This is a genomic window from Acinetobacter sp. COS3, assembly GCF_000475335.1.
GTDB lineage: Bacteria > Pseudomonadota > Gammaproteobacteria > Pseudomonadales > Moraxellaceae > Acinetobacter > Acinetobacter venetianus.
The window spans coordinates 84,740-97,766 of the sequence record NZ_AXCD01000011.1; the positions used below are offsets into that span (position 1 = coordinate 84,740).

At 38.0% G+C, this 13,027-nt stretch carries 13 protein-coding genes; 6 read left to right on the forward strand and 7 right to left on the reverse strand.

Features of this window, described 5'->3' with window-relative positions:
* Position 1 precedes the first annotated feature (1 nt).
* Entirely contained in the window at positions 2 to 595 is a 594-nt protein-coding gene (locus IO68_RS22860; RefSeq protein WP_023013055.1) for a LysE family translocator, read from the reverse strand.
* Positions 596 to 921: 326 nt separating this feature from the next.
* Here IO68_RS22860 and IO68_RS22865 point away from each other — a divergent pair, with 326 nt between their 5' ends.
* Positions 922 to 1,479, forward strand: a complete 558-nt coding sequence (locus IO68_RS22865) for a DUF2062 domain-containing protein (protein ID WP_023013056.1) — start codon at positions 922 to 924, stop codon at positions 1,477 to 1,479.
* 28 nt (positions 1,480 to 1,507) lie between these two features.
* On the opposite strand, the gene IO68_RS22870 is transcribed toward IO68_RS22865, so the two are convergent.
* From IO68_RS22870 to IO68_RS22885, 4 genes are all read right to left on the reverse strand, one after another.
* Positions 1,508 to 2,383, reverse strand: coding sequence for a 5'-methylthioadenosine/S-adenosylhomocysteine nucleosidase (locus IO68_RS22870; RefSeq protein WP_023013057.1), 876 nt, complete (start codon positions 2,381 to 2,383; stop codon positions 1,508 to 1,510).
* A gap of 148 nt (positions 2,384 to 2,531) precedes the next feature.
* Positions 2,532 to 3,761: an iron-sulfur cluster carrier protein ApbC gene (gene apbC, locus IO68_RS22875; protein WP_019385095.1), complete on the reverse strand. Its 1,230-nt coding sequence runs from the start codon at positions 3,759 to 3,761 to the stop codon at positions 2,532 to 2,534.
* 160 nt (positions 3,762 to 3,921) lie between these two features.
* The gene (locus tag IO68_RS22880; protein WP_004881255.1) at positions 3,922 to 4,371 is read right to left on the reverse strand and encodes a hypothetical protein; all 450 of its coding nucleotides are present in this window, start codon (positions 4,369 to 4,371) and stop codon (positions 3,922 to 3,924) included.
* Between the two features lie 178 nt (positions 4,372 to 4,549).
* Entirely contained in the window at positions 4,550 to 5,092 is a 543-nt protein-coding gene (locus tag IO68_RS22885) for a GNAT family N-acetyltransferase (RefSeq protein WP_023013058.1), read from the reverse strand.
* Positions 5,093 to 5,201: 109 nt separating this feature from the next.
* Here IO68_RS22885 and IO68_RS22890 point away from each other — a divergent pair, with 109 nt between their 5' ends.
* The gene (locus IO68_RS22890) at positions 5,202 to 5,699 is read left to right on the forward strand and encodes a hypothetical protein (RefSeq protein WP_007481024.1); all 498 of its coding nucleotides are present in this window, start codon (positions 5,202 to 5,204) and stop codon (positions 5,697 to 5,699) included.
* A 41-nt stretch (positions 5,700 to 5,740) separates the two neighbouring features.
* On the opposite strand, the gene IO68_RS22895 is transcribed toward IO68_RS22890, so the two are convergent.
* Positions 5,741 to 6,190, reverse strand: coding sequence for a hypothetical protein (locus IO68_RS22895; protein WP_023013059.1), 450 nt, complete (start codon positions 6,188 to 6,190; stop codon positions 5,741 to 5,743).
* Positions 6,191 to 6,392: 202 nt separating this feature from the next.
* Here IO68_RS22895 and metG point away from each other — a divergent pair, with 202 nt between their 5' ends.
* From metG to IO68_RS22910, 3 genes are all read left to right on the forward strand, one after another.
* Entirely contained in the window at positions 6,393 to 8,450 is a 2,058-nt protein-coding gene (metG, locus tag IO68_RS22900) for a methionine--tRNA ligase (protein WP_023013060.1), read from the forward strand.
* Positions 8,451 to 8,547: 97 nt separating this feature from the next.
* Positions 8,548 to 9,237, forward strand: a complete 690-nt coding sequence (locus IO68_RS22905) for a sel1 repeat family protein (RefSeq protein WP_023013061.1) — start codon at positions 8,548 to 8,550, stop codon at positions 9,235 to 9,237.
* A 129-nt stretch (positions 9,238 to 9,366) separates the two neighbouring features.
* Positions 9,367 to 10,344: an MBL fold metallo-hydrolase gene (locus tag IO68_RS22910; RefSeq protein WP_023013062.1), complete on the forward strand. Its 978-nt coding sequence runs from the start codon at positions 9,367 to 9,369 to the stop codon at positions 10,342 to 10,344.
* 57 nt (positions 10,345 to 10,401) lie between these two features.
* Here IO68_RS22910 and IO68_RS22915 read toward each other — a convergent pair whose 3' ends face one another.
* Positions 10,402 to 11,028 carry a LysE family translocator gene (locus IO68_RS22915; RefSeq protein WP_372595739.1) on the reverse strand — a complete coding sequence of 209 codons (627 nt, stop codon included), beginning with the start codon at positions 11,026 to 11,028 and terminating at the stop codon, positions 10,402 to 10,404.
* A gap of 315 nt (positions 11,029 to 11,343) precedes the next feature.
* On the opposite strand from IO68_RS22915, the gene IO68_RS22920 reads away from it, so the two are divergent.
* Positions 11,344 to 13,011 carry an oleate hydratase gene (locus tag IO68_RS22920; RefSeq protein WP_227502881.1) on the forward strand — a complete coding sequence of 556 codons (1,668 nt, stop codon included), beginning with the start codon at positions 11,344 to 11,346 and terminating at the stop codon, positions 13,009 to 13,011.
* The last annotated feature ends 16 nt before the right edge of the window (positions 13,012 to 13,027 follow it).

Genomic DNA, 13,027 nt, shown 5'->3' on the forward strand with positions numbered 1-13,027 from the left:
TTTATAAATTGATTAATGCAGAATAGCTGATCGGGATTGAAAAACTAATGAGCACGACAGATGCTGTGCGTTGTAATTTTGATTGTGAAAGCCATTTAACCTTATTGGTCGCCAACATTGCTCCAACAGATATCCAAAACAGAGCAATCGGCAAAATCAAACCAACAAAAACACTCATATGTACTAAGTAAATGTCTTGGCTCTTCCATGCAACTGCTGGAAAAATTGCAGAGGCAAACAACAAAGCTTTAGGATTTAAAAGCGTAGCAAACAATAATTCACGTGGGCGAATAGTTGGTTGATTTAATGCCACTTGTTGATTCGCTGTACGCCAAAGCTTAATCGCCAAATACAAAATATAGCCAGCGCTCATTAATTTTAAAAAGGTGGGAAGTAATGGTAAAGCTGTTGATACTTTGCCAATCAACATACCCCAAGCTGTTATAGCAACGATATAACCCAATGCTTCAGCTGGAATAAGTAAAAGTGATTTGCGTACACCAACCTGAACACCAGATGATGCCAATAATGTGTTGGTTGGGCCAGGAGTAAATAATATGGTTATAACTAAACCAATGAAAAACCATGAAATCATTGAATGACCTCACTAAAGGATTCTCTGAGATTAATTCAATTACAATTTTATAGCAAAAAAATAACTGTAAGCACTTATAACGTTAATTTCACTACAATTATTTAACTATTTATTTTATTTCATCTTTATAAATTTCAAGTAGCTCGCTACTGAACAGTCACCTAGATATCTGTGTATATTTAAAGTACGATTACCGTGAATTTTTGAATAACATTTTACTGATTAGATTAAGATTTAGCATGAAATTTAAGCTAGGCCTAAGCAAAAAGTGCTATTTTATAATCAGTTGATCACACTATTTCCATTCTTCTACTCGCCAATATTTTATGCCTAAGCAATTTTTTCATAAGTGGCTTCCTTCATCAGAGAAAGTTGCTCAACTCAAGTTTATGCGCATTTTTGGGCAAAGTACCTTAAATCCTTTACTTTGGTATGTGAATCGTCACTCGATTGCAAAAGCAATGTTCATTGGAACATTTTGGGGGATTCTTCCTGTTCCATTTCACAGTTTATTTATTATATTGACTGTTCTTTGGTTTGAGGTAAATTTACCAATCGGTCTTTGCATGGCTTGGTTAACCAATCCTTTTACAGTGGTTCCCATTCTTTATCTAGGCTTTTGGTTTGGTACTAAGATCTACCATGTCAACATGATCAATAAAGAAATGCTACTCGGTGTACTTCACCAAATCGTAAATTGGATTAAAAACTTTGGCCATGGTCATATTGATTTTAGTTTAGCGAAAATTTTAGTGTCTGGTTTAGTGATTGAAGCCATATTATTTGCAATTATTTTCTATGTCCTCACCCATGTTATTTGGCGTTTTCTTGTCATTAGAAGCTGGAAAAAAAGAACTAAATATCAAAAAGAAGAGACCGCTTAACAATCCCTCCTTATTGTTCTATTAACAATCAATTCGCTTGACTTTTCGCTTTCATATATTGTTCTACCACATCGAGAACATAATCCTGACACGCCTCTCCAGTTGCAGGGTCATATGCTCCGTTATTGGTAATGTTATTGGATAAAATACGAATACCTAGAAATGGAACATTAAATTGTTGAGCAATCTGTGCAACCGAAGCAGCTTCCATTTCCTCAACAGAAGTTCCATATCGGGTATGGAAAAAATTAATTCGATCAAGCTCATTATTCCACACATCTGCGGAGCCAATCGTACCTTCAACAACTTGACCTTTTGTGTAGCTCACTTTGGCTTTATAAGCGGCAAGCAGTAAGTCATTATCCCCTTCAAATTTTCTGATCGCAATTGGCTCAGGATCTGATTCATCATCGGGTAACACATCAAATGCTTCATTCCACGTCAGTGAGTCTGAACCTCCACCAACAGGTTGTTTAGGCGTTCTAAATGCCCCGATATTGGTTGTGTATTTGCCTAAGACAATATCGAATACATGCAATGCTGGATCATGACCACCAGACGTTCCTTGATTAATGATAGCAATTGGTTGATAGCGCTGAATTGCAATTGCGGTCGCAGCAGCCGAATTACTCATGCCCATTCGAGTTTTAGAAATAATGACTGGATAGCTCTTGTATGTTCCTTTCCAAAACTTCCAACCACCAATGGTTTCAACACTTACATTCTCTAGTTTAGCAGCCATGCTTTCAGACTCTACAGGCAATGCACCTTGTATAATGATTGGCTGTAGTTGCTGTGGTTGGGGAGATGAAGAGTTTGATGATTGATTGTTATCATCATTACATCCTCCAAGGAATAATGCACTACAAACGCTTGTGATGGCCATGATTCGCTTAAACAACATGATTTGCCTATAGACTTGTTAAAATAGCTTACAAGCAATCTGTATACCAATTTTTAGATTTATAAATTATTTTAAAACAATTAAATAAATAACTTTTTTAATCAAATAGTAAAAACCCAGCTTTATTCGCTGGGCTTTATTCGGTCATTTAAAATATGCGTTTATCATCACGTTGGCGCTTGGGTAATTTATCCATTTGCACCATAACGGCTTGCGCTATGTTCATATAACTATCTGCTGCCTCATCTTGGGCAACAACGCTTGGTTTACCGTTATCAGCATTTTCACGAATTTGAACGTTCAAAGGTAAACGTCCAAGCAATGGAATCTCGTATTGTTCAGAAAGCTGATCACCACCACCCGTACCAAAAATTTGCTCTTCGTGACCACAGTTAGAACAAATATGCGTAGACATATTCTCAATCACACCTAACACAGGAATGTTAACTTTATTAAATAGCTCAATGCCTTTTGTTGCATCCATAAGTGCAACGTTTTGTGGAGTTGTTACAATCACAGCCCCTGTCACTGGAATACGTTGCGCCAGTGTAAGTTGAATATCACCTGTACCAGGTGGCATATCAATTACAAGCACATCCAAATCAGGCCAAAGAGTTTGATTAAACAATTGCATTAATGCCCCTGTTGCTTTTGGACCACGCCAAGCGACAGGTGTGTTATGTGCACCAATTAAATGTCCAATCGACAAAACCGCCATGCCATAGGCATCAATAGGAACAAAATTTTCATTTTCGATGAGAGGTGTCCTACCTGCATTACCCAACATTGTTGGAATACTCGGCCCATAGATATCAGCATCTAAAACACCAACTTTTAAACCTAACTTTTGTAATGCAAGTGCAAGATTTACAGTTGTTGTAGATTTACCTACCCCACCTTTGCCTGATGACACCAAAATCACATTTTGGATACGAGGATGCGCCGCTACATCACGTTGCTGTGGTGCTGCTTTTTGAATCGGTGGATTGTTTGGATCAACTTCTGCTTTTGGAGATGCATCCATCACAGGTGGAAGATTGCTATTTTCAGCTTTGGGTTTAGATGAACAACTATGCCCTGCTTCACCATGAGCTGCATGTTTCTGTTGAATAATGTGTAGATTCAACTCTTGAATGCCGCATTTCTCTAACGCATCAGCGAGATCATCATGGATCTGTTGTAAATAATCTTTTTCTTCAGGATAGGTATTGATCGTTAGTTGTAACACTCGACCTTCTACATTCACTTGGCTAATGCGATCTTTTAAAGCGTTGCTAGAGTTAGGTAGAACATAATTTTGGAGAACAGTTTGAATATCATCTTCCTTTACTTCTTGCGCTGGTGAAAAAACAGATTTTAAGGAAGAAAGCCACGACATTTTGTTTACTCCAAAAACAGATCAACGTATCACTGAGTGTGGCTAGTGTAGCAGTATTAGAAAGTTGAAGCTCATATCTAAAAGATAATTGCTCATTTTTTAGAGCCTATTTCTTTTCAGAATATGAGCTTGAGAAAACATTAATAAAAATAAATTAAGGTTAGCCTTTAAATTTATTCAATGTGTCTGATGCCGCTTTTTTGAGATCATCTAGCTTATGACCTGCTTGAGCTTTGAGATCATCAAATTTCGCAGAGGCTTCATCTTTCAATTCAGCAGCTTTTGCTTTTGCATCATCAAACTTATGACCTGCTTCTTCTTTCAAATGATCAAACTTATCTTGAACATTGTGTTGTGTATCTTCAAGTTTGGCTTTGATTTCATCTACTTTACTTGAGAATGCTTGTTTGCCTTCCTCGTTTTGCTCAGATACATCTTTCTTCAAGTCATCTAAAGCTTTTTCGCCTTTCAACTTTAATTCCTCAGCTGAATGCTTTAAATCATCAACGGCTTTCTCGCCTTGCAACTGAGCTTCTTTCGCTTTGTATTTCAGATCATTACCTAATTCATTTGCTTGAGTTTTTAATTCATCAATTTTTTCGTTTGTCATGTTCATTCCTCACTATAGCTAAAAAAACATATTGTTTGGATCAGACTCATTTATAACGCGTTTAAAGGATGTTTTCGCTATTCGCTGCAAATTGAAACAAAGCAAATACAGGAAGATTCAAATACTTTTCCGATCACTACACTTCCACATTAAAGCTTTACAAAACAAGATCTAATTGTCATTTACTCAGCAAAAAATCATCTTTTTCTATTTGATAAAGTACATGCCAAGATAAAGGATGATCCACTGCCAAAGCTGGATGTTGGAAGTCTTTCACATATGTCATATTGAGCTTTTGCATGACTGATTGAGACTTGGTATTTTCGAAAGTCGTAAATGAAACTACTTTTTCTAATGTCAATTGATCAAAGGCAAATTTTAAAGCAGCCTGAGCCGCTTCCGTCGCATAGCCCTGTCCCCAATACGCATGATCTAAACGCCAACCGATTTCTACACATGGCGAAAATGAAAACTGTGTTGCTTGTTCATGTAAACCAACAAAGCCAATGAATTGATGCGTTGCTTTTAATTCTATCGCCCAAAATCCCCAACCTTGATGATCAATGATGTCGTGGAATTTATCAATCAATGCATCACTTTCAGAGCGTGACAGTAACTTCGGAAAATACTGCATCACTTTGGGATTCTTACTCATCTGAGCAAAATACGGATAATCCTCTGGCAACCATTGGCGCAAAATCAGTCTAGGTGTTTCGATCATTTTTAGAACCATCAAATATGAATTAAAAACTATTAACAATATAAGGAGATAGATCAGATATACTTTTGCTCGTATCGAAATCATAGTCCTTGTCTATAGAACTGTATATATGAACGAAAATGAACTTTTAGAAATTCAAAATGAACTGCAAGCTCAAGAAAAGCGTTTGAAGTACATCCTTTCAAGTAAAAGAAGAATCCAAAATATGATTCTTTCGTTTGAAGGAGATTTGGCTGAACAACTGATTCCAGTCATTCACCATGAAAGTAATGATTATGCTGGAATTGAAAGTAGTTTAGCGCTTTCGATTTGTTGGAAATTTTCTAAAGTTGAATTTCCAAAGACTGTTCATTGGTGCAGTGAACTCAGCATCAGCAATTTAGAAATTAAAGATGAATTTACCGCTGCAATCAAAGCGCAAGCTTGGTTAGGGACGCTGGGCAGTGATGAACTTTGGCAAACGCCTTTATTTGCTGAAATTACAGTTGATCCTAAAACCAATAGCTTAAAGAGCTATCACATTCATTTCTTATCTAAAGGGAAAATCATCTCTTTAAGAAAAAATTCAAAGCAGAGTGTGACGGTTAAGCAAATGCAGAACATGTGATCCTTCGGGGCACATGTTTTAGGCTTGAGTTTTAATACAGATTAGAATATCTCTTTCCTTTTATTATCTAGCATAAAATAACAAGCATTCGCACTCATACATCCCAAAACCATTAAAAACAAAAGTGCAAAATAAACCATCAAACCAATAAATAATACTGGGAAATCATTCTGATCAACTTGAGCTTCTAAAAAAATCATTAAAACGAATGGCATCCACACAATAAAAAGAACCAAGCCCGATTTTAAAATTTGAACAAGATCGAAAATCTTTTTCGGCAATTTCAATACCGCCAATACAATAGCGTAAGCAATAAAGCCAATTAGCCATAAAATCGGTGTCAGATAGACCATAACTTCAAATCCTCGGCTCGCTAGGCGTGTCACATGATCCTGCTGAACATATAAAAATACACAGAAAGGAATAACAAAACTTAAAACAGACACCAAACTCGCAACCAATGATGCACAGACTAAAGACCAAGATCTCATTTTTATTTTCCATTCTTTGATATTGTAATTATTCTCAATCAAACAAATGTGCTTTGATTGAAGCCAATGTGAAGATTGCATGAAGTCTTAAAACGATGAGACCACAATAGGATTAAAAGATTTCCCTGATTCATTTGTGCAAGTCTGTCCTAAGTCATGTAAAATCATCTGCCTTGCAAATACGAATGAGAGAACAATATCCGTGCGTAAAATTTTAGTCACCAATGCCCTACCTTATGCCAATGGTCCAATCCATATGGGTCACTTACTCGGTTATATCCAAGCAGATATTTGGGTTCGTGCGATGCGTGCAATGGGCCATGATGTGACTTATGTATGTGCGGATGATGCTCACGGTACTGCGATCATGTTACGTGCTGAAGCGAATGGGATTAGCCCAGAAGCGCAAATTGCCAATGTGCAGAAAGAGCATATTCGTGATTTTGATGGTTTTGGCGTGCATTTTGATCATTATGATTCAACGCATAGCGATGCAAACAAAGCACGCGCTTCTGAGATTTATATCAAAAACCGTGAAGCAGACAACATCGCAGTTCGTCCTGTAACCCAGTTATTTGATCCTGAAAAAGGCATGTTCCTATCTGACCGTTTCATCAAGGGCACTTGTCCGAAATGTAAAGCGGAAGATCAATACGGTGACTCATGTGAAGTCTGCGGTACAACCTACAATGCAACTGAGTTACTGAACCCTCGTTCAACGCTGAGTGGTGCAACACCTGTTGAAAAGTCTTCAGACCATTATTTCTTTAAGCTACCAAACTTTGCAGAATACTTACAGAAGTGGACGCGTGACGAAGGTCGCTTACCTTTATCCATTGCCAACAAACTTGATGAATGGTTTGATGCAGGCTTAGCGGACTGGGACATTTCTCGTGATGCACCTTACTTTGGTTTTGAAATTCCAGATGCACCAAATAAATATTTCTACGTTTGGGTCGATGCGCCGATTGGTTATATGTCGAGTTTTGAAAACTATATCAAAACGAAACGCCCTGATCTAAGCTTCGATGATTTCTGGAAAAAAGATTCTGAAAATGAAGTTTATCACTTCATCGGTAAAGACATCGTTTACTTCCATGCGTTGTTCTGGCCTGCAATGCTTGAGGGTGCAAACTACCGCACGCCATCAGGTTTATTCGTCAATGGTTTCTTAACTGTAAATGGTCAGAAGATGTCGAAGTCTCGCGGCACATTCATTAAAGCTGAAACGTATTTACAGCATTTGAATCCTGAATATTTACGTTATTACTTTGCCTCTAAGCTTTCAGACAAAGTTGAAGATTCGGATTTGAACTTAGATGACTTCGTTCAAAAAGTGAATTCTGACCTTGTTGGTAAAGTGGTGAATATTGCCAGCCGTTGTGCAAAATTCATTAACACCAATTTCAACAATACGCTTTCAAGCACATGTGCAGAACCTGAACTTGTGCAAAGCTTTATTGATGCGGGCGATTCAATTGCTCAAGCCTATGAAGATCGTGAATTTTCTGCGGCGATCCGTGAAATCATGGCACTTGCGGATAAAGCGAATCAATATATTGATGAGAAAAAGCCATGGGCTCTTGCTAAGCAGGAAGGTCAAGAACAACAAGTTCATGATGTATGCTCAGTCGGTATTAACTTATTCCGTCAGCTTGCAATTTACTTGGCTCCTGTTCTTCCGACACTTGCGGCTCAAGTTCAAGCATTCCTACAACTTGAAAGCTTTAACTTTGAATCTCGCAAGCAAATCTTAGTTGGACATGAAATTGCTCAATTCCAACCGCTTATGCAGCGTGTCGATCCTAAAGCAGTTGCAGCGATGGTTGATGCATCGAAAGACTCATTAGCTGCTGCGGCAGAAGCACCAAAAGTGGAAAAGAAAAAAGAGAAGAAAGCCGAGAAAAAGCCTGAACCTAAAGTGGGTGAAGCTGAAATTATTGGTATTGAAGACTTTATGAAAGTTGATCTTCGTGTAGCTGAAGTTTTAGAAGCTTCAACTGTCGAAGGTTCTGATAAATTACTTCAACTCACTTTAAATGTCGGTGAAGCTGAACCACGTAATGTGTTTAGTGGTATTCGTGAGTTCTATCAGCCCGAAGACTTAAAAGGCAAATTGGTGGTGATGGTCGCTAACCTTACACCTCGTAAAATGCGTTTTGGTATTTCTAACGGTATGGTACTTGCAGCAGGTAATGGCGAAGGGGTTTGGGTGATTTCACCTGAATCTGGCGCGAAACCAGGCGATAAAGTGTCTTAATATATAAAACTTATGTAAGGGTTTCTTCGGAAGCCCTTTTTTTATTTCTATAATTCAACCAAAATATTAAATGAACGATAAATACATTAGGTAAAACATGTTCCAGAGAATAATCACCGTCTTCTTTTTCAGCATTTTTTCTTTTCAAATCGCCTTAGCTCAGGAAACCCAATCTCAATTTAGTCCTCAAGTGCAGCAAGCCAAAGATCAAATTCAACTGACATTCAATACGTTATTCCAATCGGATGATGAAAACCCAAATATAAAAGTTGATCCCACATTAAAACAGCTACTTTCACAAAACAATGAGGAAAAGGCAAAAGAATATATCGATCAGCAACAAAACTTATTTTTAGAGCAGATGAATCGCTACATCAAACAAGGAGACCTAAGTGCATCCGTTGCACTTTTAGAATTTGCTTTATTTTCACAGGATTCAGCATTAAAAGAACAAATCGATATTAAGCCAATTCAAAAGCTTTCCAATCAAAAGGATGCTTATGCAAGTTATTTGCTGGCGCAATACTATTCAAGTACTGAACAATACATCCCCTTGCTCGAAAAAGCAGGACAACAAGGTTCTGTTGCTGCACAAATGACACTTGCAGATGAATATGGATTTCGGCTACCAGTTGAACAGCAAGATGCCAAAAAAGCTGAGTTTTGGGCAAATAAGGCCAAACAGAATTTAGGTGAGACGGCCTATACTGAGCAGAAATGTGCACTGGCAAATTGTGATCTTGAAGAGTTTGAAATGGTGGATTTTTCCAAGATACCTCAGCAGTAAAGCCATACGCTAAGACGAGAACATCCGATAAAATCCGCTTACAAAAGCGGATTTTTTTCTGCGCTCAAACACCCAATTTTATTTGAATTCATGGTAAAAAAGTTTTTCTCTAATAAATGTAATGATTCTATGAAAAAAATTGCCCTACTACTTTCCGTTCCATTCTTAAGCAGCTTCCCTTTACTGAGCCATGCTGAAACAAGCAAAACACTCCCAATCATTGAACAACAAAAACAAGTTGCTGGTTACTACCAATACCAAGTAGGTGACGTAAAAATCACTGCCCTGCTCGATGGCACTAACTTTATGTCGCCAAGCTTGTTTAAAGACATTCCACAACAACAAGTTCACGAGATTTTAAAGAAATACTATGCAGATCAAGATAAAGGCGTACAAACCTCAGTCAATGCCTTCCTCGTCAATACAGGTAAATCTCTGGTATTAGTGGATAGTGGTGCAGCCAGTTGCTTTGGCGCACATTTAGGTTCAGTTTTAAGCAATCTAAAAGCATCAGGCTATCAACCAGAGCAAGTTGATACGATTCTACTCACACATTTACACCCCGATCATGTCTGCGGCATCAGTAAAGATGGCAAAGCCAACTTTCCAAATGCAACCGTATATGTTTCTAGTGACGAAGCCGATTATTGGTTAGATCCCAAACAGGCAGCAAAACTACCGAAAGAAAAACAAGCCAATTACTTAGGTACAGTTGAGAAAATTAAACAAGCGATTGCGCCTTACCAAGCCAAACAACGCTTTAAAACCTATAAACTCGGTGATGACATTCAAGGTTTTAAAGTCATTAGCACGGCTGGACATACACCGGGGCATTTTAGCTATGAGCTAAAAACCAAAAGTGAAAGCATCGTTTTTATTGGGGATATTGTTCATTCACACACTGTTCAGTTTGATCGACCTGAAACTGCGATTGAGTATGATATTGACCCGAAAAAAGCCGTTGAAACTCGCTTAAAACAATTTGCAAATTTTGCTAAAAATGGTCAAACCATTGCTGCACCACATTTACCATTTCCGGGTATTGGGCATATCTATTCAGCTGATGGAAAAAGCTATCAATGGATGCCGATCCATTTTAAAGATTAAGCGGATTAAGCAGAATTTAACCTATAAAAAAGCGACCTTGTTGGTCGCTCTTTTTTATTACTTCATTCCAAAAATCAACTTCAAACCAAGCAGCGTCATTACCCCACCCGCTACACGGTCAAAAATCGCTTTCGATTTCAAATAGACTTTTCGTGGCCCTTCCGCAGATAGTGCAACAGCGACTAAGGAATACCATCCCGCATCAATAAAGAAGCACAGCATTGGTAAAACCACATAAAAATAGGTCGGAATTTCTTTCGGCAATAATGCCGTGAAAATACTTGCCAATACGATTGCAATTTTGGGATTACTTAACTGTGTGATCAAGCCTAATCGATAAGCTTGCGCAAAACTCATTGTTTGAACTGAGTTATCAGCTGTTTCCATCGGCTCTTTGGCATGTTTAATAATTTTATAGGCCAGCCAAAGTAAGTAGAGACCACCACACACTTTTAAAATCAAGTACGCTGATGGTACAGCCAATAAAATCGCCTGTAGCCCCATGACCGCTAAAAACCCAAATAAAGCCGCACCTGTACCCGTGCCAAGTGCTGTAAATAACCCGTGTTTACGTGAAATCGCAATTGAGTTTTTTGCCACATAAATAAATGTAGGACCGGGGCTAATTGCACCAAGCATAAGTGCCAACGCAATCGAACCTAAAATCAATAAAGATTCCAAGATAAACCTCAAGATTAGAAGAATTTTCCAGTGAATATTTTACTTTAAAACTACTTTTTAGAGATAGAAAAATTTTTAGCGAAGATCATTAATTTTTCTGAAAACGTTTACTGATAGATTATTAATATTTTTAAAGTCTTAAATTTAGAGCAAAAACTCAATTATTTTTTATGTTTGAATGGTTAGAACATAACACAGTCTAATACTGAGTTTATAAAATATCCGTTTTTTCCATAAAACTAATTTTACGATCAAAATTTATAATATTTTTAATTGTAAATTTCATTTATTTTCCATCACATAAAACCCATAATAAAAATATGGTTTTATCCATTTTATCAAAAAAACAATGAGGCACATCAGATGCAAAGTAAAAAACACAACGCATTAAATACTTCAAAATCACATATCTGGATTGTTGGCGGCGGTATTGCAGGTATGGCTGCTGCTGCATTTGCAATTCGAGATGCAAAAGTGCCAGCACAAAATATTCATATTTTAGAAGAGCTAGACGTTTCTGGTGGCTCAATGGATGGCGGTCATAATCCGCTCAATCCTAATCATGCATGGGTAACTCGTGGCGGACGCATGCTCACAGATGAAACCTATTTATGTACTTGGGACTTATTTTCGACGATTCCGTCTTTAGAAGATCCAAATACCTCAGTTAGAGAAGAATGCACGCAGTTTAATGAACAAATCAAAACCCATGCTCAAGCCCGTTTGATTGACTCAAAACACACGATTTTAGATGCTGAGAAATTGGGGCTGTCGACCATGCATCGTGCTCAAATGCTCAGACTGCTTGCCCTAAAAGAAAATCGTATCGGTAGTCGTCGTATTGATGAGTTTTTTGATGACGCATTTTTTCAAACCAATTTCTGGCGGATGTGGCGCACCACATTTGCATTCCAGAAGTGGCATAGTGCAGTGGAACTACGTCGTTATTTCCTAAGATTTATCCAAGAACTGCCAAGAATCCACACTTTAGCAGGAGTTAAACGGACTAAATACAATCAATATGATTCTATGATTTTACCACTGCAACGCTGGTTAGTTGAACAAGGTGTTGATGTTCGTTTTGGCAGCTATGTCACCGATGCAGATTTTAGTGAAGATGCACAAACAGGTGAACGTAAAGCAACTAAACTTTATTTAAAAGTTCCAGAAGGTACAGAACAGATTGAACTTAACGCTGAAGATGTCGCACTGTTTACGCTTGGTTCTATTACGGCAGACTCACGTTACGGCGATAAACATGATGTCCCTGACCTAATTCGAGATCGGCAAGATCATGGATGGCGTTTATGGGAGACATTAGCGCAAAAAGCACCTGACTTCGGTCGACCTATGACGTTTTATGGCAATGTCGATGAACATAAATGGAAGTCATTTACGCTGACAATGCATGATGATGTGCTGCTGAAACGTATTATTGCTTATACAGGCAATGAACCCGGAACTGGCGCATTAATGACATGGTTTGAGTCTGGTTGGCATCTTTCTGTGGTCGTCCCTGCTCAACCCCATTTTGCAGACTTACCTGAAGGCAAATTTACGCTATGGGGTTATGGTTTTGAAATCGATCATATCGGTGACTACATTAAAAAACCAATGAGTGAAGCGACAGGTCAGGAAATCTTAATTGAATTGATCCTTCAACTTGGTTTTGACGATATTTTAGATCATGTACTTGCACACACGGATATCACAACCGTCATGATGCCTTATGCTTCAGCGCTTTTCGCATGTCGTAAAGAAGGCGATCGTCCACTTTTAATTCCTGAAAATGCAGCAAATTTTGCATTCTTAGGTCAGTTCGTTGAACTTGAAGATGATGTAGTGTTCACAGTCGAATATTCAATTCGTGGAGCGATGCTCGCCATCTATGAATTATTTGGTGTCGATCGAGAAGTACCTGATATTTATAATGGATTGCTTGATCCAAAAGTTGGGTTAAAAGCTTTAGAAGCGGTCTTCCACTAATCAAATGATAAGGAAT